This is a genomic window from Novosphingobium sp. GV079, assembly GCF_003058045.1.
Taxonomy (GTDB): Bacteria; Pseudomonadota; Alphaproteobacteria; order Sphingomonadales; family Sphingomonadaceae; genus Novosphingobium; species Novosphingobium capsulatum.
In genome coordinates this window covers 150,414-173,115 of sequence record NZ_QBUE01000010.1, presented here as the reverse complement: position 1 = coordinate 173,115, position 22,702 = coordinate 150,414, and the positions used below count along the sequence as shown (strand labels likewise).

Annotated in this window: 37 protein-coding genes; 28 read left to right on the top strand and 9 right to left on the bottom strand. The window is 64.3% G+C overall.

Translation table 11 applies throughout. The annotated features are described in order from the left end of the window. The 5 genes from C8K14_RS14405 to C8K14_RS14385 all read right to left on the bottom strand — a co-directional run. Positions 1–536 (bottom strand): hypothetical protein (locus C8K14_RS14405; RefSeq protein ID WP_133729717.1); only part of this gene is annotated, 536 nt, incomplete at its 3' end. A gap of 3 nt (positions 537–539) precedes the next feature. Further along, complete coding sequence (locus C8K14_RS14400; protein WP_062785000.1) at positions 540–1,031, bottom strand: hypothetical protein; 492 nt, start codon at positions 1,029–1,031, stop codon at positions 540–542. Continuing rightward, positions 1,031–2,524, bottom strand: a complete 1,494-nt coding sequence (locus C8K14_RS14395) for a hypothetical protein (protein WP_107717153.1) — start codon at positions 2,522–2,524, stop codon at positions 1,031–1,033. The genes C8K14_RS14400 and C8K14_RS14395 overlap by 1 nt, the downstream gene beginning before the upstream one ends. Next, positions 2,524–3,177 carry a phage tail protein I gene (locus C8K14_RS14390; RefSeq protein ID WP_107717152.1) on the bottom strand — a complete coding sequence of 218 codons (654 nt, stop codon included), beginning with the start codon at positions 3,175–3,177 and terminating at the stop codon, positions 2,524–2,526. Before C8K14_RS14390 ends, C8K14_RS14395 begins: the two co-directional genes overlap by 1 nt. Then, positions 3,167–4,126 carry a baseplate J/gp47 family protein gene (locus tag C8K14_RS14385; protein ID WP_084390913.1) on the bottom strand — a complete coding sequence of 320 codons (960 nt, stop codon included), beginning with the start codon at positions 4,124–4,126 and terminating at the stop codon, positions 3,167–3,169. Before C8K14_RS14385 ends, C8K14_RS14390 begins: the two co-directional genes overlap by 11 nt. Before the next feature lie 112 nt (positions 4,127–4,238). Here C8K14_RS14385 and C8K14_RS14380 point away from each other — a divergent pair, with 112 nt between their 5' ends. The 12 genes from C8K14_RS14380 (at position 4,239) to C8K14_RS14325 (ending at position 12,522) form a co-directional block, all read left to right on the top strand. Further along, entirely contained in the window at positions 4,239–4,784 is a 546-nt protein-coding gene (locus C8K14_RS14380) for a phage baseplate assembly protein V (RefSeq protein ID WP_158271919.1), read from the top strand. A gap of 7 nt (positions 4,785–4,791) precedes the next feature. Continuing rightward, the gene (locus C8K14_RS14375) at positions 4,792–5,187 is read left to right on the top strand and encodes a hypothetical protein (protein ID WP_107717150.1); all 396 of its coding nucleotides are present in this window, start codon (positions 4,792–4,794) and stop codon (positions 5,185–5,187) included. Between the two features lie 14 nt (positions 5,188–5,201). Beyond that, positions 5,202–5,558 carry a GPW/gp25 family protein gene (locus C8K14_RS14370; protein WP_233251094.1) on the top strand — a complete coding sequence of 119 codons (357 nt, stop codon included), beginning with the start codon at positions 5,202–5,204 and terminating at the stop codon, positions 5,556–5,558. Positions 5,559–5,571: 13 nt separating this feature from the next. Further along, positions 5,572–6,681 carry a phage tail sheath subtilisin-like domain-containing protein gene (locus C8K14_RS14365; protein ID WP_107717148.1) on the top strand — a complete coding sequence of 370 codons (1,110 nt, stop codon included), beginning with the start codon at positions 5,572–5,574 and terminating at the stop codon, positions 6,679–6,681. 12 nt (positions 6,682–6,693) lie between these two features. Continuing rightward, on the top strand, positions 6,694–7,203 hold the full coding sequence (locus C8K14_RS14360) for a phage major tail tube protein (protein ID WP_107717147.1): 510 nt from the start codon (positions 6,694–6,696) through the stop codon (positions 7,201–7,203). Positions 7,204–7,314: 111 nt separating this feature from the next. Then, positions 7,315–7,653 carry a phage tail assembly protein gene (locus C8K14_RS14355; protein WP_107717146.1) on the top strand — a complete coding sequence of 113 codons (339 nt, stop codon included), beginning with the start codon at positions 7,315–7,317 and terminating at the stop codon, positions 7,651–7,653. Further along, entirely contained in the window at positions 7,650–7,793 is a 144-nt protein-coding gene (locus C8K14_RS14350) for a GpE family phage tail protein (protein WP_369974058.1), read from the top strand. The genes C8K14_RS14355 and C8K14_RS14350 overlap by 4 nt, the downstream gene beginning before the upstream one ends. Positions 7,794–7,797: 4 nt before the next feature. Then, positions 7,798–9,999 (top strand): phage tail tape measure protein, encoded by a 2,202-nt coding sequence (locus C8K14_RS14345; protein ID WP_107717144.1) that lies wholly within the window; start codon positions 7,798–7,800, stop codon positions 9,997–9,999. Positions 10,000–10,010: 11 nt separating this feature from the next. After that, positions 10,011–10,385: a phage tail protein gene (locus tag C8K14_RS14340; protein ID WP_107717143.1), complete on the top strand. Its 375-nt coding sequence runs from the start codon at positions 10,011–10,013 to the stop codon at positions 10,383–10,385. After that, on the top strand, positions 10,385–11,419 hold the full coding sequence (locus C8K14_RS14335) for a contractile injection system protein, VgrG/Pvc8 family (RefSeq protein ID WP_107717142.1): 1,035 nt from the start codon (positions 10,385–10,387) through the stop codon (positions 11,417–11,419). Before C8K14_RS14340 ends, C8K14_RS14335 begins: the two co-directional genes overlap by 1 nt. A gap of 147 nt (positions 11,420–11,566) precedes the next feature. Further along, positions 11,567–11,971, top strand: a complete 405-nt coding sequence (locus C8K14_RS14330) for a helix-turn-helix domain-containing protein (protein ID WP_158271918.1) — start codon at positions 11,567–11,569, stop codon at positions 11,969–11,971. 5 nt (positions 11,972–11,976) lie between these two features. Then, positions 11,977–12,522, top strand: coding sequence for an ImmA/IrrE family metallo-endopeptidase (locus tag C8K14_RS14325; RefSeq protein WP_107717140.1), 546 nt, complete (start codon positions 11,977–11,979; stop codon positions 12,520–12,522). Between the two features lie 341 nt (positions 12,523–12,863). Here the strand turns inward: C8K14_RS14325 and C8K14_RS22415 are convergent, their stop codons facing one another. From C8K14_RS22415 to C8K14_RS14310, 4 genes are all read right to left on the bottom strand, one after another. Further along, positions 12,864–13,049: a hypothetical protein gene (locus C8K14_RS22415; RefSeq protein ID WP_133726823.1), complete on the bottom strand. Its 186-nt coding sequence runs from the start codon at positions 13,047–13,049 to the stop codon at positions 12,864–12,866. A 72-nt stretch (positions 13,050–13,121) separates the two neighbouring features. Continuing rightward, complete coding sequence (locus tag C8K14_RS14320) at positions 13,122–13,358, bottom strand: hypothetical protein (RefSeq protein WP_107717139.1); 237 nt, start codon at positions 13,356–13,358, stop codon at positions 13,122–13,124. Positions 13,359–13,570: 212 nt separating this feature from the next. Beyond that, the gene (locus C8K14_RS14315; RefSeq protein ID WP_107717138.1) at positions 13,571–14,311 is read right to left on the bottom strand and encodes a TerB family tellurite resistance protein; all 741 of its coding nucleotides are present in this window, start codon (positions 14,309–14,311) and stop codon (positions 13,571–13,573) included. A gap of 10 nt (positions 14,312–14,321) precedes the next feature. Further along, positions 14,322–14,990: a S24 family peptidase gene (locus tag C8K14_RS14310; protein WP_107717137.1), complete on the bottom strand. Its 669-nt coding sequence runs from the start codon at positions 14,988–14,990 to the stop codon at positions 14,322–14,324. An 82-nt stretch (positions 14,991–15,072) separates the two neighbouring features. On the opposite strand from C8K14_RS14310, the gene C8K14_RS14305 reads away from it, so the two are divergent. The 16 genes from C8K14_RS14305 to C8K14_RS14240 all read left to right on the top strand — a co-directional run bounded on the left by C8K14_RS14305 (position 15,073) and on the right by C8K14_RS14240 (position 22,637). Further along, positions 15,073–15,384, top strand: a complete 312-nt coding sequence (locus C8K14_RS14305) for a YdaS family helix-turn-helix protein (RefSeq protein ID WP_107717173.1) — start codon at positions 15,073–15,075, stop codon at positions 15,382–15,384. Further along, positions 15,381–15,836, top strand: coding sequence for a hypothetical protein (locus tag C8K14_RS14300; RefSeq protein ID WP_107717136.1), 456 nt, complete (start codon positions 15,381–15,383; stop codon positions 15,834–15,836). The genes C8K14_RS14305 and C8K14_RS14300 overlap by 4 nt, the downstream gene beginning before the upstream one ends. Position 15,837: 1 nt before the next feature. After that, positions 15,838–16,056: a hypothetical protein gene (locus C8K14_RS22410; RefSeq protein ID WP_133726822.1), complete on the top strand. Its 219-nt coding sequence runs from the start codon at positions 15,838–15,840 to the stop codon at positions 16,054–16,056. 2 nt (positions 16,057–16,058) lie between these two features. Further along, a complete protein-coding gene (locus C8K14_RS14295; protein WP_133726821.1) occupies positions 16,059–16,412 on the top strand; it encodes an ogr/Delta-like zinc finger family protein in 354 nt (117 codons plus the stop codon). 83 nt (positions 16,413–16,495) lie between these two features. Continuing rightward, on the top strand, positions 16,496–16,699 hold the full coding sequence (locus C8K14_RS14290) for a hypothetical protein (protein ID WP_107717134.1): 204 nt from the start codon (positions 16,496–16,498) through the stop codon (positions 16,697–16,699). Positions 16,700–16,739: 40 nt separating this feature from the next. Then, positions 16,740–16,961: a hypothetical protein gene (locus C8K14_RS22405; protein ID WP_133726820.1), complete on the top strand. Its 222-nt coding sequence runs from the start codon at positions 16,740–16,742 to the stop codon at positions 16,959–16,961. Next, complete coding sequence (locus C8K14_RS14285) at positions 16,961–17,215, top strand: hypothetical protein (RefSeq protein WP_107717133.1); 255 nt, start codon at positions 16,961–16,963, stop codon at positions 17,213–17,215. Before C8K14_RS22405 ends, C8K14_RS14285 begins: the two co-directional genes overlap by 1 nt. Beyond that, the gene (locus C8K14_RS14280) at positions 17,212–17,418 is read left to right on the top strand and encodes a hypothetical protein (protein ID WP_107717132.1); all 207 of its coding nucleotides are present in this window, start codon (positions 17,212–17,214) and stop codon (positions 17,416–17,418) included. The genes C8K14_RS14285 and C8K14_RS14280 overlap by 4 nt, the downstream gene beginning before the upstream one ends. Continuing rightward, entirely contained in the window at positions 17,411–17,695 is a 285-nt protein-coding gene (locus C8K14_RS14275; RefSeq protein ID WP_107717131.1) for a hypothetical protein, read from the top strand. Before C8K14_RS14280 ends, C8K14_RS14275 begins: the two co-directional genes overlap by 8 nt. After that, complete coding sequence (locus tag C8K14_RS14270; RefSeq protein ID WP_107717130.1) at positions 17,688–17,903, top strand: hypothetical protein; 216 nt, start codon at positions 17,688–17,690, stop codon at positions 17,901–17,903. The genes C8K14_RS14275 and C8K14_RS14270 overlap by 8 nt, the downstream gene beginning before the upstream one ends. After that, a complete protein-coding gene (locus tag C8K14_RS14265; protein ID WP_233251092.1) occupies positions 17,900–18,769 on the top strand; it encodes an SPFH domain-containing protein in 870 nt (289 codons plus the stop codon). Before C8K14_RS14270 ends, C8K14_RS14265 begins: the two co-directional genes overlap by 4 nt. 122 nt (positions 18,770–18,891) lie before the next feature. Continuing rightward, the gene (locus C8K14_RS14260; protein ID WP_107717129.1) at positions 18,892–19,584 is read left to right on the top strand and encodes a hypothetical protein; all 693 of its coding nucleotides are present in this window, start codon (positions 18,892–18,894) and stop codon (positions 19,582–19,584) included. Then, the gene (locus C8K14_RS14255) at positions 19,581–19,856 is read left to right on the top strand and encodes a DUF2312 domain-containing protein (protein ID WP_107717128.1); all 276 of its coding nucleotides are present in this window, start codon (positions 19,581–19,583) and stop codon (positions 19,854–19,856) included. The genes C8K14_RS14260 and C8K14_RS14255 overlap by 4 nt, the downstream gene beginning before the upstream one ends. A 62-nt stretch (positions 19,857–19,918) precedes the next feature. Beyond that, positions 19,919–20,155 carry an AlpA family transcriptional regulator gene (locus C8K14_RS14250; RefSeq protein WP_199223735.1) on the top strand — a complete coding sequence of 79 codons (237 nt, stop codon included), beginning with the start codon at positions 19,919–19,921 and terminating at the stop codon, positions 20,153–20,155. A gap of 383 nt (positions 20,156–20,538) precedes the next feature. Then, positions 20,539–21,519, top strand: a complete 981-nt coding sequence (locus C8K14_RS14245) for a diacylglycerol kinase family protein (protein ID WP_107717126.1) — start codon at positions 20,539–20,541, stop codon at positions 21,517–21,519. Between the two features lie 140 nt (positions 21,520–21,659). Then, positions 21,660–22,637 (top strand): phosphatase PAP2 family protein, encoded by a 978-nt coding sequence (locus tag C8K14_RS14240; protein WP_051146435.1) that lies wholly within the window; start codon positions 21,660–21,662, stop codon positions 22,635–22,637. Positions 22,638–22,702: the final 65 nt, after the last annotated feature.

Here is a 22,702-nt window from a genome sequence, read left to right as displayed (position 1 = left end):
GTGTACGTCGCCACGCGCGTGAGCAGCGGGCCGCTCACCGTGTAGAGGGTCAATTGCAGGGGCCCTGCGCCGCGCACATAGAGCGGAATGGTTTCGATGGTGCCGGCCTGCAGGGCAGCATCGCGCATCGTCACGGGATAGGTGGTGGCTGCGCCGGCAATTGGCGCGACCGGGCGGCCGATCGTTTGCGTCGCGATCTGCCGCAGCAGGGCAACGGCAGCAGCGTTGTCGGTGGCTGTTGCCTGCAGGCTGGCAAGTAGGTTTTGCGCGACCAGCGTCCAGTAATAGGCCCCGCGCGCACCGGCAGGCGCACCGGGGATATCCGCGTCGCTTGCCGCATTGGCGTAGCGGCCAGCCAGGTCCGCCGCATCCGCTGCTTCATCGCGCAAGTTGCCCGCCTCGGCCAAAACCGGCGCGGCGCCGGCCTCCACCAGCGGCGCCAAGTCGACGCGCTTGGCCTCACCATCCTTGAGCACCACCACGGTTTCGGCACCATCTGGTGCGACGACTTTGGGCAGGTCGGAAATCTTGGCCATAGATCAGCCCTCCACCCACAGCCGCTCGGCCGTGGCGTCAAAATCGATGAGGTTGGCCGCCGGCATCTGCGCGATCACGGCGGCGATGCGGTTGGACGCCGCGCGGATGGCGTCGATCGCGGCACGGCGGGCGAGCGCTTCGGCCAGGCCTGCCGGCGCCGGGGCGCCGGTGGCGGCGGCCAGGGCGGCCTGGGCGATCACTGCGTTGTCGTTGGTCTGCCGTTCGATCGTAGCGATGGCTTTGATCCGGCGCGCGGCCTCGGCATTGACCGCGGCACTCGCCCGCACGCGCAGCTGCTCGATGCTGGGTGGCACCACCGGCGCCAGGACAGGGCGCCCCGCGTCGTTCGGCACGATCTGGCGGCCCTGGGACTGCGCGTCCATCAGCTGGCGATGGCGCAGACGCGAAATACGCACCGCGTCATCGGGCAGCACTGGGTGGTTGGCGGCGTGAAAAAAGCCGCCACGCGCGGCGCTGTAGTAGATGTGGGACATCACACCCCCAGGAAAAATGCGTTGAAGCCGTCGAGGCGCATGTCTTGGCCGTCGTCGGACTGGGTCTGAATCGTGCAACTGGAGAGGCCAGGGTCGCCGACGAATTGGCACCACAGATCGCGGCTGATCGAGAAGACGGTGTTCCACCCGGTCAGCGAAATGGGGACGACGAACGCGGCGAAGCTGTCGGGGTAAGCGACGGTGAGCACACGCTCGGTAGTAACCACCTGGCGCACCTGCACCCACATCAGCTTGAGCCCACCGGGCAGCGTCCAATAGCCATTGGGTGTCAGGCTCTTGGGCAGGCCAGCCAGGCCGGCGGGCGTGACTGCCTTGCCACCTTCGTTGCCCGCCAGGATCTCGGCCGCACTGGCCGCTGCCAGGTTGATCGTGGGATTGCCGGCGAGCACACCGCCGCCGGTCAGCAGGCCGCCGGCCGAGACGGTTGCAGCGCCATTGGCCTTGGCGGCCAGGGTGGCGAGGATCGTGGCGAGGCTCGCCGGGGTAACCACCTTATCACCCGCCACGCCGGCCGCCGCCTCGGTAGCACTGGCTGGGTTGAGCGTGAGGGTGAGATCGCCCGCTAGCGTGCCGCCACCCGACAGCAGGCCTCCGCCGGTCTGGACCTTGCGCCCACTGGGCACCGCGCCGACGTCGCCAGATGAGAGCACGACGGCACCGACCTTGCCGTTGACCGATCCCACCGGCGATGGCGTGGTGATCTCGAGCCAGTTGGCCAGCGTGCTGGGCGGCAGGGCCTGCAGCACATAGACCAACCCAGAATCGGCACGTACGGCGAAGTCGCCCACTGTCGCGTCGGCCTTGGCGAGCATCGCGGCCTGGTCAGCCACCGGCCACACGTCGATCAGGTCGATCGCCGGGCGCTGATCGACGGCAAGCTTGCCGTCGGCGCCGAGCGTCGCCACGCCGCTCGCTGCGCCGAGCTGGGCCGCGTTGACATAGCCGGCGAGGACTTCGGCCATCACGGCCGGCGTGATGATCTTGTCGCCCACCGCACCGGCCAGCGCCTCGGCAATGGTCGCCAGCTGGGCCACACCGGAAACCGTTTCGGTGGCCGGGGGATTGAGAAAACTCGTGTCGCCGAACGTGATCGCGGCTACATCGGCCGCCGCGAGTGTCCAATCGATCGCCAGGTAGAACGTCGCGGCAGCGGCCTTCTCAAGGATCGGATCGGGCTGGCCAAAGACGGCAAACAGCGTCCCATCATCGAGGTAGAGGGCAATGCCGCGCACGGCATAGCTATCGGTGCCGCTGTCACGCAGCGTGAGGTGCACGGTGTCCGGTGCCACGGCAAGGCCGGAAACCGTATCGATCCGCTTGAATTCGCCGGGCAGCGCCTCCAGCGTGGGCGCGGCCACAAACGCGGCTTGGGTCAGCCCGGCTTCGACGATGTGCACGGTGCGCGTGCCCCCGGCCGGATCGACCATGGCCGCGCGGCCGACATCGGTGATTTGCAGGACAAGCGCGGTCATCAAGCGGCACTCCCATCAAGAAACTGGCCGGTATCGTCGGTCAGCGGTTCGCCGATCTCGTCGGTGATCAGCGCGGCCCAATCGGTGTCGCTGGTGTCCGGCCCGGCAGCGACGCGGCGATAGAGCGCGGCATAGGCGGCGCCGGTGGCGGCGGTGGCGCCGGCCACGGCCAGGTCGATCACGACGTCGAAGTGGCTGCGCGCGGGGGAGACGCGGACGACATCGGCAATGATCTGCGCGGTGGTGGCAGCAGACACGCGCGCGCCACCAGCGACGCCATCGGCGCCGATCGCCGGCAGATGCACGGCAAAGGTGTGCGGCACGCCGCGCGGTGCGGTCTGGTGCCACTCCACCAGGGTCAGCAGGCTATCGATCCCGGCCAGCGCGGTCTTGACCGCCGTGACGCTGCCCTTGCGGCGCTGATCCTCGATCGCACTCGCCGTCACCGCGCGCTTTTCCTCTTCGGACCACTCGGCATCCCACTTGTCGACCGACAGCGACCAGGCCAGCCACGGCAGCACGGCAATCGGGCAGGTCGCCGGGTTCCACAGCCGCTCAATCGGCAGGTCGATGTCGTCGAACCGCAGCCCCAGGCGCGCGAGCGCGACTTCCAACGGGGTGGAATTGGGTGGGAGCAGGCTATCACTCGACACGGCCGGCGATCCTCACGGCAGTGCCGACGCAATTGGCGCATTGCAGCTTGCCCACCGCCACATCGTCGGCCGGCTTGTTGATCAGGGCATTCTGCACCCCCGCGACCACGGCGGCGGCATAGAGCCCGGCGCGGGTGATCGAGCGACCCATCTTGCGCGAGGCGGTCTTGTAGGCCTCGACCCCGGCTTGCGCGGCGGCGAGCACCACCGTCTCGTCGGGGCCAGTAAACAGCGTCAGATCGATATCGATTTCGTAATCGACGATCTCGGCCGATTGCACCTGGGGCAGATCGGTGACGGGCCGCACATCCTCGTCGGCGGCGATGGCCAGTTCAACTGCCTCGATTTCATCGTCGCTGGCCGAACCATCGCCCAGGCTGGATAGCAAGGCGACGAGCACGGTGCCCGGCCAGGTCGCACCATCGAGCGCGGCGGTCATATCCGCCACCAGGCCCGCGTCGGCGCCATGGTCGGCCAGCACGCCCAGGACCATCGCGCGGATGTCATCTGGCCGGGGGCTGGTGACGCTGGCGTCGGCAATCGTGCCGGCGGCCGAAAGCGCATAATAGCGATAGGCGCTGGCCGGCCCGGCCACGGAAAAGGCTTCGGGCGCTAGCTGGATTCGCCCCTTGTAAGCATCGTCCAGTTCGTCGGGCAGGCGCGCGACGTTGAGCAGCGCGCCCAGCTGGTCGAGGTTGCTGCCGGTAGCATAGGCCAGCATGACCTGGCGCGCGCGCTCGTTGAATGTCTGGCGGATCAGCATCTCGCGATAGGCGAACACCTCGAGCACTTTCACCGCCGGATCGCTCAACACCGTAGCGTCGAACGTGGGTAGATCCTCGCGCAGCTTGGCCACGGCAGCAGCGCGGATGTCCTCGTAGGACATCTGCTCGACCACGGTGGGCGCGGGCAATTGCGATAGATCGATTGCGGTGGTGCTGTCGGCCATGTCCATGGGCTTGCCGCTGGCCCGGCCACTCTGCCACCCGCGCGCGTTGTGAGCGGCGCCCCTACAATCGGCCCCCATGGCCCCCGCCGCGTTCCGGTGGCTGAGTGGCATCATGAGAACGCCCGAAAGCACCCTGACCGATCCCGACGAACTGCTGCGCTTTGGGCGCGTGGTCTCTGTCGATCATGCCGCCGGCAAATGCGTGGTGGAGATCGACGAGGATCTGCAAACCGGCCCGATCCGCTGGGCCGCGCCGCGCATGGGCGAAACTCGCGTCTGGTGCCCGCCGGCAGTAGGCGAGCAGGTGCTGGTGCTGTGCCCGGCCGGCGAGATCGGTGCGGCCATCGCGATCGGCGGGATTACCTGCAACGCTTTCCCCCTGCCGGGCAACAGCGCCATGGAGCTAGTCCGCTTCAAGGACGGCGCAGTGCTGTCCTACGATCCCGATAGCCACGATCTGGCGTTCGTCTTGCCTGGCAACGGCAAGTTTTCGATCAACGCCCCGGCCGGTGTGTCCATCACCGGCGATCTCGACGTGTCTGGATCGGTGGTCGCGGCGGGCAATCTCGATGCCGGCACCGGCGCCAGCGGCCAGTTTTCCACGCCCGACGGCAAGACGATCACCGTCAGTGCCGGCATCGTCAACAACATCGCGTGAGGGCGCCATGATCGACCAGGGCAGCGTCACCATCAACACCGCCTATATCGACCGCCTGATCGACCGGATCAACGCGGCCAAGAACCCCGTGGACCTGCAAGCGCGGGTGGATGAAGCGTTTGCCCCGGTGGCCGCGCAGTTGGCGCATGTGCGCGAATTGATCGAGCGGCTCGCCCCTTGGCTGGCTCTGCTGGAAGCGCCGATTGCCGATCCCACCAAGATCGTCTCTTGGATCAAGGACATGATCCTGGCCCAGGTGCAGCCGCAAGTGCAGGCCTATTACAAGGCCGTCGCCCAGGTTGCCGCTCTCTCGGCCAAGGTGGCGGAACTGGAAAGCGCTGCCCAGGCCGCCGCGCACCGTTTCTCGCATGTGCCGATCACCGTGCCGGAGATCAGCCTGTGACAAATCTCACCGGCATGAACCGCGCCACCGGCGAGCCGCTTTCGGGCGACGACCACCTCGAACAGTCGTGCGAGGACATCATCAGCACCCCGCTCGGCACCCGCACGATGCGCCGCGACTACGGCTGCATTCTCGCCGACGTGGTCGATCGCCCCTTGAACCGCGCCACCACGCTGCTTGCGTCGATGGGCATCGCTCTTGCGCTCGCCAGGTGGGAGCCGCGCATCGTCGTGCGACAGGTCACCATCTCGGGCGAGCTCGCCTCGGGCCAGGCCGTGGCTGAAATCACCGGCACCAAAGCCGGCACCCTCGCCAATGCCCTCACCCGCCTGACCATCCCCCTCAACCGCTTGTCCATCCGCGCCGCCTGATCAGGAGCCACCCATGCACGGCATCAAGACCAATTTCCTTACCCAGGGCAGTCGCGCGATTGCCTCCCAGTCCACCGCCGTGATCGGCATTGTCGGCACCGCGCCCGATGCACCGGCCGATGCCTTCCCGCTCGATGGCCGCGTGCTGATCACCGACGTGCGCAAGGCGCTCGCCACCATCGGCGCGACCGGCACCCTGCCCGCCGCGCTCGATGCGATTGCCGACGTATCCAGCCCCGTGATCGTGCTGGTGCGCGTGGGCGTGGGCGCCGATGCCCAGGCGCAGGAAGCGCTGACCATCGCCGGTATCGACAAGCTGATCACCGCCGAGGCGGAATTGCAGGTGCGCCCGCGCATCCTCGGCGCCCCGGCGCTCGATAGCGAGGCGGTGACGGCGCACTTTGCCGGCGTGGCCAAAAAGCTGCGCGGCTTCCTCTATTTCGCTGGCGAAGGCGAGACGGTGGCCGAGGCGCTGACCTATCGCGAGAACTTCGGCGAACGCGAAATGATGATGATCTGGCCCAACTGGTCGAGCAGCTTTGCCGGCGATGCCGTGGCCCGCGCCATGGGCATGCGAGCCCAGATCGATGCCGACATGGGCTGGCACAAGACGATCTCAAACATCACCGTCACCGGGGTGACCGGGATTTCCCAGGACGTGAGCTTCGCCCTCAACAGCACGGAAACCGATGCCGCGCTCCTCAATGCCGCCGGCATTACCACGCTGGTGCGCTTCGGCGGCGGCTATCGCTACTGGGGCAACCGCACCTGTTCGGACGAACCGCTTTACGCCTTCGAAAGCGTGGTGCGCACCTCGCAGGTGATCGCCGACGAAATCGAGCAGGGCCTCGCCTGGGCCGCCGACAAGCCGATGACCGTCATGCTGGTCAAGGACACCATCGACACGATCAACGCCAAGCTGCGCAGCTATGTCACCGCCGGCCGGCTGATCGGCGGCAAGGCCTGGTACGATCCCGCACTCAACAGCACCGAGCAACTCGCCGGTGGCCAGGCGGTGATCGACTACGACTTTACCGGCGTGGCCCCGCTCGAAGGGCTCTCCCTCAACCAGCGCGTGACCGACCGGTATTACGCCGATTTCGCCAGCCAGCTGGCCGCCTAAAGGAGCATTGCCATGGGTTTCCCCTTCAAGCTGAAGCAGATGGACATGCTGCTCGACGGCGTCGGCCACCTCGCCGAAACCGAGGAAGTCACCGTGCCCAAGCTGGTGATTAAGACCGAAGACTGGCGCGGTGGCGGCATGATCGGCCCGGTGCCGATCGACATGGGCCTCGACAAGCTCGAGTTCGAGTTTTCCATGGGCGGCCTGATCCAGGCTGCGCTGGCGCAGTTCGGTGCCACCTCGCTCGCCGCCAGCCTGGTGCGCTTCATTGGCGCCTATCAGAACGATTACACCGGAGAGGTGCAATCGGTCGAGGTTGTGTGCCTGGGCCGCTATACCGAGATCGACTTCGGCAACGGCAAGCCGGGCGACAACAGCACCCACAAATACAAGGTGGCGTGCAGCTATTACCGCCTGATCGTCGATGGCGTCGACTGGATCGAGATCGACCTGATCAACATGATTTTCATTGTCATGGGCGTCGATCGCTACGCCGAAATCCGCGCCGCGCTCGGCCGCTGATCCCCTTACCAGATCCGGGCGGCCCTTTCGCGCCCGGCCCCCTGCCGGTAGAAAGGCGGTCCTGCCGGCAGGGGCCTTCATCAGACCGCGTCTTATCAAGGATCGCCCTCCATGACCGATACCACCCCCGCGCCCGCCCAAGCGCCTGCCAGCAAGTCTGTTGTCGTCACCCTCGCCGAGCCCATCAAGCGCGAAGGCGGCGATATCGCCAGTCTCACCATCCGCAAGCCCAAGGGCGGCGATCTGCGCGGCACCAAGTTGACCGACCTGGTTGCAGCCGACGTCGATGCCGTGGCCAAGGTGATCCCGCGCATCACCACCCCCGCCATCGTTGCGCACGAATTCTATGGCTTGGAAGCCGATGACTTCGCCGAAGTGGTCGGCACGGTGGTCGGTTTTTTTCTGAACCAGGCCCAGCGCGAGGCGATGCAGGCGATGACCGCAGCCTGACGGTCGAAACCCTGATCGCCGATATCGCGGCGGTGTTCCACTGGCCTATTGCCGATCTCGCCGCGATGGATCTGGCCGACCTGCTCGAATGGCACCGCCGCGCCGTGGCCGCGTGGAATCGCATGAACAAACCGGAGTAGCCCCGTGGCCAACAACAAGCTGTCCCTGATCGTGTCATTCACGGGCAACGACAAGTTGTCCGGTCCGCTCAAGAACCTCATTGGCCTGGGGAAGAACGGTAAGCAGGCCCTCGATGGCATGTTCCGCGAACTGCGGAACGTGAAAAAGGAGATGCAGGAACTCGACAAGGAAATCGCAAAGGGCACCGGCAACACCGAAGAGCTAACCGCCAAGCAGCGCAACCTGGCCTCGCAGTTGGAGCGGGTGAACGCGCAGATCGACCGACAGAAGGCAATCAACACCTTCAACGCCAATACCAACCGCATTGGACAACGCGGCGAGCAATTGAAGAGTGCTGGCACTGACAACATGCTGGGCGCCGCCGGCCTGGCCACGCCGCTGGTATTAGCTGGCAAAGCCGCGATGGATTTCTCGTCGGGCATGGTGGACATCGCGCAAAAGGCCAACCTCACCCAAGCACAGACCGATGCCATGGCCCAAGGCATCCTGCGCGCGGCCGAGGCTGCGCACCAGATGCCCGAGGCAATGCGGCAGGGCGTCGATGCGCTGTCAGGCTTCGGCATCGATCCGCGCGAAGCCATGCAGATGATCAGCCCGATCGGCCGCCTGGGCACGGCGATGAAGGTGGACATTGCTGATGGCGCCGCTGCTGCCTCTGCCAACCTGCAAAACCTTAAGGTCGGCCTGTTGGACACCGGCAAGGCCCTCGACATCATGGCGGCGGGCGGCAATGTCGGCGCCTTCGAAGTGAAGGACATGGCCCGCTACTTCCCCAGCCTGACTGCGCAGGCCCAGGCGTTGGGCCAGTCGGGCCTGGGCGCCGTGGCTGACCTGACCGCCGCGCTCGAAATCGCCCGGCGCGGCGCGGGCACCAGCGAGGAGGCGGCCACCAACATCACCAACCTGCTCTCGAAGATCAACTCGCCCACGGTGCAGAACGCGTTCAAGAAGAATTTTGGGGTGGATCTACCCGCCGCGCTCAAGGCCGCCTATGCCAAGGGCAAGACGCCGATGGAGGCCCTGGCCGAAATCACCCAGAAAGCCACCGGTGGCGACTTGTCCAAGCTTGGCTTGGTGGTGGAGGACATGCAGGCGCAATCGGCCCTGCGCACCCTGATCCTCAACATGCAGGATTATCGCAAGATCCGCGGCGATCTGGCCAAGAGCGGCGGCACTGTTGATGCAGCCTTTAAGCAACGCGAAGCGCAGGATGCGTCGGTTGCTTGGGAAAGCTTCAAAGGCACAATGAGCGCCCTCGCGATCACGTTGGGCGCCACACTGCTCCCCGCGATGACGGAGTTCTTTGGCTGGGTAAACCAAGGCATCTCAGCTATCTCTAGGTGGGCACAGGCCAATCCGGAAACGGCCAAGAGCCTGATGCAGTTGGTCACCGCCTTTATAGCCGGCAAGGCGGCACTGGGAGCGTTGCAATTCGGTTTCGGCTCCGTGTTGTCCGGATTTGCCTCGCTGCGCAACGTGTTCATGATGGTGCGCGGAGCGTTCATGCTACTCGCGCCGATCGTCACGGCTATCGGCATCTGGCCTATCGTGATCGGCGCGGCCATCGCAGGTGTAGTCTTCGGTCTTTATTGGCTATACAATAACTGGAGCAAGGTTTGGACCTATATCGGAAGCAGCGTAGATAAGATCAAAGGCATCTTTCATGGCCTACCTGAATGGATGCAGTGGGCCGGAAAGATGATGCTGATCGGCTTGATTGAAGGGCTAAAGTCGATCCCCATCGTCGGCTTCGTCACAACGTTAGGCGAGAAAATTATCGGTGCCTTTCGAAAGCCGAACCAAATTAACAGTCCGTCCCGCACTTTCATGCAAATGGGCGGCTTTCTGACGCAAGGGCTAGCAATTGGCATCAACGGCGGCGCGCGCCTACCTCTTCGCGCCATGGGCAAGATGGCTGCGGGCGTTGCGAGCGCCGGCGCCCTCGCTTTGAGCTCTCCGTCACTGGCCGATGCGAAGAACAGGGTGGTAGATGCCAATGCCCGTGCTCTCGAAGGCCCGAGCTCTACCGTTCCCGACCGCAAGGCAAAGGCGGCCCAGGCAGATCGACCACGCCCTAACCTCAACCTGACGCTGAACATCTACCAGCAACCCGGCGAGGATGCCCACGACCTTGCCAAGCGTGTTGCCGATATCATCGAGCGCAAGTTTGGCGGCGGTGGTGGCGACATGGGCGACGATTTCTAAGCGAGGCCCTCATGCTTTTTGCCCTTGGCCTGTTCGTGTTCGACAGCCAGACCATGCTGCCCGACCGCATCGAGCGCGACCGCGCTTTCCGCCACGCACGCGACGATCGCTTCCTGGCGCCCGCCGCCAGCCAGTTCGTGGGTGTGGGCGACGACAAGGTGACGCTCACAGGCACCCTGGTGCCAGAGCTCGCCGGCAGCGCCTCGGCCATCGAAACACTGGCGGAAATGGCTAGCGAGGGCGAAGCCTGGCCGTTGATGGATGGCACCGGCACGATCCTGGGCACATACACCATCGATCGCGTGGCCAATGGTGGATCGAACCTGATCGACACCGGCCAGGCCCGCAAGATCGACTTCACCATCGAATTGACGCGGGTCGCGTAATGGCAAGCGTGCCCACCTCCGCTGGCGCCCAATCGCCCTATAGCCAGCCCCGCGCGAACTGGCGCGTCACGCTCGATGGCCAGGATCTGACAACCGCCATTGCTCCGCGCCTGCTGTCTTTGCGCCTGAGCGAAAAGGAGGGCGAGGAGGCCGATAAGCTCGAGATCGTCGTGCAGGATGCCGATGGCGCGTTCGTCCCGCCGCGCCAGGGAGCGCGCATCGCGGTATGGCTGGGCTGGTCGCGTGGCACCGGCGTGCCGCTCGGCCTGGTCGATAAAGGCAGCTTCGTGGTGGACGAGCTTACCTGGAGCGGCCCGCCAGACCGCGTCTCGATCACCGCGCACGGGGCAGACCTGAAAGGCGGCTTTCGCACACGCAAGACGCGCAGTTGGGTGGGCCAGACGGTCGGGGCGATCATCGCCAAGGTGGCGGCTGACAATGGCCTTACCCCCGCATGCCATCCCGATCTGTCCGGCCAGGCAATCCCGGCCACCGAGCAGCACAATAAGTCGGACATGCAGTTCGTCCGCGATCTCGGCCGCCATTTCGATGCCGTGGCCACGGTTAAGGCCGGCACCCTGATCTTTGCCCCACGCGGCAAGGCGACCACGCCCAGCGGCAAAGCCCTGCCGACCATGACGATCACGCGCCAGCAGTGCAGCAGCGTCAACTGGCGCCGCGCCGCGCGCGACAAGGGCCACGATGGCGCCGAGGCCAAGTGGCACGATCAGGATTCGGCCACGCGCAAGACGGTGACGGCCGGCGGCACCAACCGCCGCCGCCTCAAGCGCGTCTATCCCAACGAGGCAGCGGCCAAGGCTGCCGTGCAGGCGGAAACCGGCCGCCTGGGCCGCGCCTCGGCCACGGTGGACATCACCCTGCCCTATGGCGATGCCCGCGCCGTGCCCGGCACGCGCGTGACCCTGTCAGGCTTCCGCCCGCACATCGACAAGGAAAGCTGGAAGGTTACCAGCGCCGATCACGACCATGGCGCCAATGGCTTCAGCACAAAGCTTGCGTTGGAGATCGCATAGCCTGCCGGTTATGCGTTGGGACGAAATTCCCACGTTTTGTTCCCTTGAGGGGTTGCCAAAGTTTTACCGATCGAGGTAAACAAAGTCTTGCGGTCTTTTTCCTCTTCAGGCAAAACGCAGCCTGGGATCAAGCCGAGGAGAATGACCGTGGCAAACGACAAGGCTGGCACATCACCGCAGCATGAAGGTCCAAGCAAATGGACGCCGTTCGGTGAGGCATTGCGCGCAATTCGGCGCGAAAAGGGTGTGCTTTTGATTGACATGGCGGAGAAGGCCGGGGTTTCCCCTGGTTTTCTTAGCCTTATGGAGACCGGCAAGAAGCCGATTCCCGAGCGCATCATCCCCGCAATCGCAGCGGGTTTTGATCTCGGGCCGAAGAAGACGGCCGAACTGGATGAGGCCGCGCGGTTGTCGGCCAAGGATTACAAAATCCATCTTGGCCCCACCGCAAATCAATTCGATCGTAAAGTCGCCCTCGCCCTGCAAACCGGCTTTGCGAAAATGACGACAAAGAAAAAGGCCAAAATCCTTAAGCTTCTTGAAGAGGTTTAAGGCAGATGGGCGGAAACTTCCAGGCAGTTGAGCCGATGACAAGCGCTGATATCGAGCGCAGTGCACGGGATATCCGTGAGTTTTTTGGCATGGGCACAAAGAACGTTCAGATGGTTAACCTCGTCGAACGTATCCTGCCGGAAGTTCTGCCCGATTATGATTTTTTTATCTTACCGGATGACGATATGCCCGGCCTTGCCGGCATTACCGCGATCAGCGGAGAAGAGACGATCATCCTCTCAGAGTCCACATACATCGCGCTTTGCCATAATGACCGGGAGGCGCGCTTCGTCGCTGCACATGAGTTCGGCCATCTTATCCTCCATTCGCAGCAAACGCCCAGGTTGGCCAAGCGCACACGGAACGACAGCCGTGTTGACCCCGAATGGCAGGCCGATCGCTTTGCAGAACTCTGGCTCGTACCGACTGAGGGTGTGAGGAAGTGCCGCAGCGCGCGGCACGTGGCCGCCAAATACAACGTCACGGACGAACTGGCAGAACGCCGCTGGTTGGAAGTGATGATCGAAGGAATTCAAGGGGAGCTGTTTTGATGAACAACTCCCCCTGAACCTGTCGCAGAACCGCGGCCCCTGTGCAGGTGCGCGATCCAGACGAGCGGTGAGAACCCGATGCATAGCACGGGCGCAAGTCGGACGCAAAGATCATCGGGCCGCCTCGATTTGAGGTGATGTATGTCACGTTCGCGTGTGCCGGATGGCAAGCGTGTGATCTGGCGTCCTTGGATCACGAAGAACGGGAAGCGCGTGTTCGCCAGCCAGTATGGCTTGCGCGCATTTCCGATCCTCGTGGACGAGTAACCGATTGCAGTCCGGCCCTGCAACAACAGCAGGGCCGGACACCAATTTGAAATCCGCCCTTGGGCCTCATCGGCTCAAACCTGTCGTCCATACGCCGCCAAGGTCTTTTTGACCTTGGCGGCTGCTTTTCGCATTTTCAACGCACCGGCATGATCGCCGGAAATTTCAGCTTCATGCGCCGCTTGCAAACCCTTCTGATACATTTCGGCCAGCGTGTCCGCAGGGTCCGCGAAGCCTTGAGATTCCATGATCTCTCGCACTGTCTTCGGCACAATCACCTCTTGCTGTTGTGAAAGAAAGCAGGCCTCATCCCCGCCTCCCGCATTTCCCCCTTACACCTTCGCACCAAATGCGATGATCGCCGGCCCCTCCACTCTTTCATCTCCATGAAGAAGGCAGAAGGAACCGACTGATACGATGACCAAATCGGAGATATTGTAGAACGCCATCCCGACTTCATCATCTGGATAGGGAACAGCGATGCTCGCACCGATTGTTGGAGCGATCGGCAACTCGAAATCACCCACACGTACCTGAGAATCTTCATCCGCGACAACGATCTTCAGCATACCATCTCCTTGCGTGCCTTTGCTGCGGCTACGGCGGCTAATGCCCGCTGGCGGTGATAAATCTGTCGCACACGCACTACGCCGATCTGATGCTTCTCAGCGATCTCCTTGACAGACACTCCTGCCTGCCGATCGGCGAAGATTTGTCTGTTCCGCTTGAGCTTTTCGTGCGGAGAAACAGGGCCTAGAAATTCTCGCATAGCCAATCTCTTTCAGGCTGTGGCCATCACCTTCAGCGTTTCGCTGACCACCGAAGCCCACTCGACCTCTTTGGCATCGATAACGCCATCTGCTGCCGTCACGTTGGCAACACAATCGAGCAGAAGGCGCGAAAGAGACCGGGCTTCTGGATGATCGCGCATCCGCTCCAGGGCCTTGACGAAGTCGAAGCTATCAGGCGCGATCTTGTTGATGTTCTTGCACGCAGTCTCGAACGTCCGGTCATCGCCGCCGAAGCGAACGATATAGCGCTCCATGGCGGTTGCGATGCTGTCCGACTCCAGCGGATGAAACTGACCATCGCACCGGGCCATGAAGACCAGTATTCGCCCTATGTCGGTCAGCGTCTTGTCGGATACCTTCAACGCGCCATGAAGCCACAGTTGGTTGAAATGCTGGCCCGGATCCAGCACTTCGCCCGTTTCCAGGCAGACCAGTTCCTGAATGCGGTCAATGCGGAAAGTGCGATGGGCCCGCCGCTCATAGCAAAAGGCAGTGACGGTTTCTGGCCGCCCATAGCCGGAGATTGACCGACAGATGATCCGCCGCGCACTCGGCTCACCCGCAGCATCAGTGTACTGGATGAACCCGGCCCAACTGGAACTGGCACCGCGCCGCTGGACCTCAATAAAGTCTTCAGTGCCCAGCACAATTGGCTGACACCATGACGGCAGCCCCAAAGGCACCGCACGCCCGGCAGTGGCTTCCTTAACCTGCGCCAAAACCTCGTCCATTTGCCCCCCGCTAAACCTTGCGCACGATCGCAACGACCCGGCCGACTACGGTCATCTCGCCGTCATAGGCCAGTTCATCGCGGAAATCAGGGTTGACCGAGACCAGGCGCATGCCCCCATCCTTGGCTGGGCGTAGCGACTTGATCATGCCCAGGCCGTGCATTTCGATGGCCCAGAACTGATCCCACATGCGCGGGCTCTGCTGCGTGGTGTCGATCAGGAGGATATCGCTGTCGAGAATGGCCGGCATCATCGAAGTGCCGCTGCTTGTTGCCCAGAAGATTTGCTCCATAGGTGCGGACGTGAACTGCCGCACCCATGATCGCGAAAACGTGCGTAGAACCTGGCGGGCCGGCACGTCGTGGATAAACGAACCGCCTAAGCCGTAGGCGACATTGAATTCGGACAGTTGCACAATGTCAGCATCCGGTGCGGGCTCGGCGTGAAACGCGACCAGCGATCCGACCAGATCTGGATCGTCTACTTCACCAACAAGATATTCCGGCGAGGTGCGCAACGCTCGAGCCAGTTCCAGCAGCTTCCCGCTCTCTCGGGTCTCACCTGATATCAAGCGTCCGATTGAGGGCTGGGAAATGCCCAACATGCGCGCCAAGGCCGATTGGCTGAGGCGCCGCTCCTCGATCAACCGCTCCAGTCGCTCGCCAACAATCTCAGCCATGCGCGCAGACTATACAAAAATGAATAGCGCGGCACGCTACATTTTCGTTGCAGCTATCATTCGAATGTGTATAGCTCGCATCATGATTGAAGAGGTCACCCCTTTTCGCGCCCTTCAGATGGTGCGTGCACAGTTCGCTTCGGAGCGGGCAATGGCGCAAGTGTTCGAGGTAAGCCAGCCCACAGTGTGGCGCTGGCTGAACCAATACCAACAGTTGCCCGCTGAGCATGTCCTTCGCGCCGAGCAACTCACCGGCATTTCCCGTCATCTTCTGCGCCCCGATATCTACCCGGCCGATCTCGGCCCCTCGCCTGCCTGGCGTGGCGTAGACAATGGCGCACAGCGCGTCGCCTTCAATCAATCCAATGGTTTGCAGCGGGGGCACGCGGCATGACGAAGCTTCGCGAGCCGCTGACCTATCAGCACACCCTTACCCAGGTCGCCGCGGTAATCGGGTGGGACCGCTGCGGCGCCGTTTGCGGTGTCAGCGGCCGCGCCGTGCGGCACTGGTCCGACCACGACTGCGAAACGGAAATCCGCATGATCGATGCCGAGCGTCTTGATCGCGCGTTCATGGATCATGGCGGCACCTATGCCCCATTCCATCGCCTGCTTTCGCTGCGCCTCGAAATCGCCAGCCACGCGCCTGGCGATGTGAGCCTGGCCGAAATCGCCGCCGAAGCCGCCAAGGAAAGCGGTGAGGCTGTGGCCGCCCTTATCGACGCGGCCCTGCACCCTTCGGACCCTGCGGCCCGCCGCCGTGCCCGCAAGGAAGGCGAGGAGGCCCTGGCGGCCATCACCGATGGCCTCGCCGCTCTCGATCGCCAGCAACAGGGAGACGCATGACGTGCTGCACGGGGGGGACTTCAACAACATGGGAACGGCCGATCTGCGTATCGCCGCGCCCGCTACAACCACGACCAGCGTGATCTGCTCGTGCTGCGGCACGCCGCACATGGCCAAATCGACCAAGCCCACCCGCACAGGCGTGTTGCTCACCTTCACCTGTCAGAACCCGCGTTGCGACCATCGCTGGTCGGCCGGGATCACGCGGGGGAGGTGCTGATCATGGGCGCGCATCCGCTTCCTGACCTTGGCCACAACAGCGCTGCCGCTTCCGGCCGCTCCGACCGGCTGCGCTGCCCCCACTGCAACACGGTGGGCCAGCGCCGCACGAGCCGCGAAGTCACGCCCACGCACCGGGACATCTACTACCAGTGCGCCAACCTGTTTTGCGGGCACAGCTGGAAGGCCAGCGAGACTTACGATTACGGCATCGCGCCCAGCGCGATCCCCAACCCCCGCGTAACGCTACCGATGCGCCCGGTCTCCCGCCAGGACGCCATCGAGATCATGCGCCCGCGTGACGATGTGCAACCCGAACTCTTCGACAGTGCCGCGCCGCCTGAATTGCCCGGCTAACCACACTTAGACCGCCCAACAACCCGCATCTTTTTCCGGCCTCGATCCCGGATGCGCTCTCTTTTTGTCTGAAAGGACTGAACATGAACATCAAGCGTGAGTCCGCCCTCGCCCTCATTTTCTACAACGTCATCGCGTTTGGCTTCCTGTTTTGGAAGGTATTCATCGAAGGGTCGGCATCGACCCTCGTCGGCATCTTGGGAGGGGCCGCAATTTCGGCTCCCATTCTGACGATCGGCGCCCTGCGCTCGGCCCTTTCCCCCCGCTCTGACAGCGACGCGGCCTGACCGCACCCGGCGTCCTTTTGCCTGAAAGGAACACTCTACCATGCGTCTTCCTCGATCCGCGCAACCCGTCTCGCTGCAGCGCCAGACGATCGTCATCCAGTGCGAATGCGGCGCTGAACACCGCTCGCCCGACGCCATCGTGCCGGCAGGATGGACCACGCGCCACGGCGCCGCCTGGTGCGTCGACTGCACCCGCGTCGGCGTGCCCGTGCGCCAATTGCTGCACGGTGGCAGCCGCGCCGCTCGCCGGAGGGCCGCCTGATGACTGCGCGCGCCGCCCCCGCCCATTGGCCCTACGAACACGGCTCGCTCGCCCAGAACGACACCCGCGATCCACGCGCCTGGCACCTCGCCAACAAGGCCCGCTTCGACGCGCTTTATCCGCTGCCCGATCAGGGCACCGGCATGCGCCATGTGCACCCCAGGGATCGCAAGGCGCGCCTTGATGCGGCCCGCCAGTGGCGTTTGGACAACAAGGCCCGCTTCGACGCACTCTACGGGCCGGAGGCGGAATGATGGCGCGCGCCGCATCTCTCACGCTGGCCCAGCTCCAGGCCCGCCGCGCCGCATTTGACGCCATCAAGGCGCGGCGCGCCCTCACCCGTGCAGAGCGGCTCGAAGCCGACCGCCTCGACCAGCGCTTCTACATCCGCGTCTGGCGCGCCCAGCAAGCCGAGGCAGAGCGCCAGTTTCCCCGAAAGGTGCAAGCCCATGGCTGATACCGGCACCATGATGTTGTTGCCGCCACGGCAGGGGCTTTGTCAGACCTGCGGATCGCAGCACGAACCGCATGAACCGCACAACGCGCAAAGCCTCTATTACGGCGTTGCTTTCCAGATGCAGCATGGCCGCGCGCCGACCTGGGACGATGCCCTCGCCCACTGCGCACCGGAAATCCAGCAAGCCTGGCGCAACGAACTGATCTTCATGGGCGTCGATTTCGATGCTGGGGAGATCAACCCGAACCCCAAGGGGAAGCAGGCGCGCCATGTGTGAGCGCCACAGCCACATCATGCTCTGGGTGTTGGGCGCGATTCTTGTCGGCACGAACGTCGCGGTGTTCCGCGTGATCGTCCCTGCCCTGGTCAACCTCCAGAACGATGCCGCCCTCCTGGGCGCAGCCATCCTCTCGCTGCTCGTCGTCGCAGTCGACGGGATTTGCGTCACCCAACTTTTCAACCGTGAAGGGACCGACCAACCATGAAAAAACTGATCATTCTTGCCTTGGCGAGCTGCGCCTTGGCGGCCTGTAGCCGTGTCGAGCCGGGGCACGTTGGCGTGAAGGTGGAGCGCTATGGCTCCGCTGCCGGCGTCCAGGACAAGGCGCTGGGCGTGGGCACCTATTGGACCGGTATCGGCACCGATATCTACGAGTATCCGATCTACACCTCCAACTATGCCTGGACCAACGAAACCCGTTGCGACGATCAGAACACCTGCACCGGCGCCAACGAGGAATTCAGCTTTCAGGACAAGTCGGGCCTGATCGTTACCGCCGATGTGTCGATCGCCTACCGCGTCGATCCTGTGAAGGCGCCGATCCTGTTCCAGAAGTATCGCACGGACATGGCGGGGATCGTCGCCGCCCCGCTGCGCAATGCAGTGCGCTCGGCCCTGGTCGATGGCGCGTCCGGCATGTCAGTCGAAGAGATCTATGGCGCCGGCAAGACCAAGCTGATCAACCAGGCACTGGCCAACGTTCGCCGCTATTTCGAGCCCTTCGGCCTCCATGTTGAACAACTCTACTGGGCCGGCCCGATCCGCATCCCCCAGTCGATCCTCGACCAGATCAACGCGCGCACCAAAAACGAACAGCAGGCCCTGGCCGCCCAGGCCAACGTTGCCACGGTCAAGGCCAACGCCGAAGCGGCCGTGGCCAAGGCCAGCGGCGAGGCCGACGCCACCAAGGTGAAGGCTATCGCCGAAGCCGAAGCCATCCGCATCCGCGCCCAGGCCCTCGCCAACAACCCCAAGATCGTCGGCTATGAATGGGTGCAAAAATGGGACGGCGCCATGCCGAACACCGTCTACTGCTCGTCGTCGCAGCCTTGCGTGCAAACCGGCCAGTAAGCCCCACCTGATCTGAAAGGACCGGCGGGCCAGCCCAATAAGCGCCGCCGCACTCCCATGACCCTCACCATCGCAACTGTCGTGCTCTTCCTGATCGGCGCCGCCCTAGGGGCTTGCGCTCGATGAGCGCCCGCGTGCTGATCGGTTGCGAGCGCAGCGGCGTCTTACGCCGCGCTTTCCTGGCGCGCGGCATCGATGCTTGGTCTTGCGACACCGAAGCAGCCGACGATGGCAGCAATCGCCACATTCGCGGCGACCTGCTCGACCATCTTGAGGATGGTTGGGATTTGCTGGCTGTGATGCATCCGCCCTGCACCCGCCTGTGCAACAGCGGGGTTCGCTGGCTCTACATCGGCGGTCGGCGCATCAATGGCCACGATCCAAACGGCTGGGCTGATCTCGAAGCCGCCGCTGCATTCTACCGCGCGTGTCGCGAGCGCGGAAATATCCCGCGCCGTGCGCTGGAGAACCCCATCATGCACGCCCACGCTGTCCGGCTCACGGGTCGGCGCCACGTCCAGTTCGTTCAACCGTGGTGGTTTGGCGACCCGTTCTTCAAGGCCACCGGCCTTGAACTGATCAACCTGCCCAAGGTTTTGCCCACCAACCGTCTGACACCCCCGCGCCCCGGCACGGCCGAGCACAAGGCATGGAGCCGCGTCCACCGCCAAAGTGGATGGGGCAAGCACGCCGCCGACCGCGCCCGCGCTCGGAGCGAAACTTTCCCCGGGATGGCGGATGCCCTGGCCGAACAGTGGAGCAACTTGCTCGACGTTCGCGCTTCCCTTCCGCGCACGGAGGCGCGAGCAGCATGACCAGTCAACTGACCATTCCCGTTGATCTGCCCGAGGAACACCGCGCAGCAGACGAGCGGCTCAAGCTGCTGATCGAGCGCATTGAGCGGCTCGAGGAAGAAAAGAAGGGCATCAGCGGCGACATCCGCGACATCTTCTATGAGATGAAAGCCGCCGGCTATGACGCCAAGGTCGCGCGGCAGATCATCCGCCTGCGCAAAATGAGGCCCGACGACCGGCGCGAGATGGAAGCCATCCTCGACGTCTACAAATGCGCCCTGGGTATCGATTGATCCATGAACATTACCACCCAATCGGCCGACCGGATTGGCGTGCGCCCACACGGAGATTTCTGATGAAAGACAGTATTTCAGCCGTTGCCACGGGCGCAATGGTAAGGGAGGCCCCAACCGTGCCTGCTGATCGCCTCATGACGATCGCCGAAGTCGCCTATCGGATCGGCACCAGCCCATCGACGATCAACCGTCGCATCCAGGCGGGCAAGTTCCCGAAGCCCGTTCACTTGGGCACTCGCACCAGTCGCTGGCGCGAATCCGAGGTCAATGCCTGGATCCAGAACCTCACTCAGTGAACGAATTGCATGGGGCCTCAATGGGGGCCTTGGAAAATCATCCAAGACCATTTTTCATTATTATTTCGAGGCTTAGTAAAATGTTTCGAATCCTGCCGCCCCAGCCAGATTTGCTGTCCCTGACGCCAAGCGGCGCGGGCGCGACACCCATCATATCCGCCAGATTTTGCCGCCGCGCACCAGGCGCTGCCCGTCTCTGACAGTCCGCCCGGGGTCGCACGGGCCACCCGTTTCGTGCTGAACCGAGACCTACCTGGCCCAATGCGGGCGCAATCGGCGTTGTTATACCAGCGTCAAACAGCTATTGCCCCGCGCCGGGGACGATTGGAGGTTGGGGTTGTTGCGCGTATATCGATGGCTTGGCCGGGACGGCGGGACGGCCGATGGCTGATCGCGCCCTGGCAAGACAAGCCCCGGCGCCTTTGCTTTCCGCCCTGCCTGTTGCCCCCTCTCCTGCTCCAGCGCCGTCTGTCGCGCTGGTCTACAATCCCCATGCCGGGAATTTTTGCGCGCGCACGCTCGAACGTTGGCGCGCCGCGTTGACCGCCGCCGGCCACGCCACGCGCCTGGTCGACAGCCTTGACTATGCCCGCGCGCCGCAGCGCCACCGCGCCGATGTCGTGTGCATCGTCGGCGGCGATGGCACCGCGCGGCTGGTGGTGGAAGCCGAACTGCACGCGCCACGCATCACGCCCGCGTCCGCCGTGCGCCACGCCTTGCTGCCGGCCGGGACGGTAAACCTTATCGCCCGTGAAACCGGCTGCGGCACCGATCCGGCAGGGCTGGTGGCGGCACTGGCGCAGGATGATGCCCCTGCCCTGCAATATCATGGGCTGCTCGATGGCGCGGCCTTCCTGTGCTGCGCCTCGGTCGGGCCAGACAGCGCCGTGGTGGCGCGGGTGACGCCTGCGGCCAAGCGGCGGTGGGGCCGCGCCGCCTATGGCCTGGCGCTGATTGCCCAGCTCTGGCGCTGGCCTCGCCCGGCCCTGGCCGTGACGATCGACGGCGCAGCCCACCGCGCCGAAGCGGTTTTCGTGCTCAAGGGCCGCTTCTATGCCGGGCCGTGGACTCTCGATCCCCAGGCAGACTTACGTTGCCGCGAATTTCGCGTGCTGCTGCTGCCGCGCGCGCGCCGGCGCGACATTGCGCGGCTGGCCCTAGCGGCCATGGTCAGCCCCCGCTTTGCCGATCCGGCGTGGCAGCGATTTTCGGCGCAGACCGTCACGGTGACGGGGCAAGGCGCCGTGCCGATCCAGGCCGATGGCGACATTCTGGGGCAAACGCCCGCCCGGTTCAGCTTGGCGACAGCGCCCATCGCGTTTCTCTCACCTGCGGCGCGACAGACCACAAGGGACCAGGCCTGATGCGCCCGCAGATCGAACGAGAACCTTGTGATGATGCTGTCCAGCCCCGGTCTCTTGCGCCGCCACCACACCCTGGTCCTTCGCGGCCGCGCCCGATGCCCGTTCCACCACCCAGCGGCACGGCCCACCCTTTCCAGCCGATGACGCCTGAAACATCGTTGGCGCCCGTACGCGCCGCGCCGCCGGTCGATCGCTGCCTGTGGGCACTGGTCGGCGGTTCGGCGCTGGTCGTCATGGCCATGATGGTGGGCAATCGCCTTCCAGTCGTGGTGGCGAGCCCGTCCTTCGCGGTGCTGGCCCTGATTGTCGCCCTGTTCTTGGCCACCTGGCGCCACTGTGCCCGCGCCACCACGCCGTTGCAGGCCCGGCTGCGCAACCTCAGCGAATATGGCCTGATCCTGATCGCGATCGGCGTGCTTGGCGCGGTGGCCAGCTATCAGGTGGCAGCGATTTCACGCGGGTTCTGTGACGATGCCCTGCAACGCTGGGACGAGGCACTGCATTTCGACTGGCTCGGCCTCTACGCCCTGGTGGTGCGCCATCCGGTGCTGCAATATACCGGATCGGCGGCCTATAACGCCGTGTTCCTGTACCCCTGGGCCATTCTGATCTGGCACAGCTGGAAGGGGGAACGCGACAAGGCGCGCGAGTTCCTGCTCACCTTCTGGCTGGCTGCGGTCATCACGCTGGTGCTGTTTCCGCTGTTCCCGGCACGTGGCGCGCTATCGCACCTGTGGCACGGCGCGGTGCCCTATGCCCCCAGCAACGGGCTGGACCAGGGCACGGTGATCGCCGCCCTGCGCGCCCATCGCCTGGCCGGAATCGAGCTGTCTTCGGTCACTGGCCTAGTATCCGCGCCCAGCTTCCACACTGTGTGCGGCCTGCTGTTCATCACCTTTTCCTGGCGGATCGCGCACCTGCGCCCGCTGATCGTGCCGCTCAACCTCGTGCTGCTGGCCGCCACCCCGATCGAGGGATCGCATTACCTGGTCGACATGGTGGTGGGCGCCGCCGTAGCTGGGGCGGCCTATGTGCTGGTGCGCAAGCGCTTAGCCTTGCTGGCCTGGGTCCAGGGCATTGCCACCCGCCGCCTGCGCCCCGCCGCCATCACGCGCTGAGCACTCGGCACCATCTCCTTTACCGTGAAGCCGGTGGTCCGGCGCCCACATGCGCGGGCGCCGGA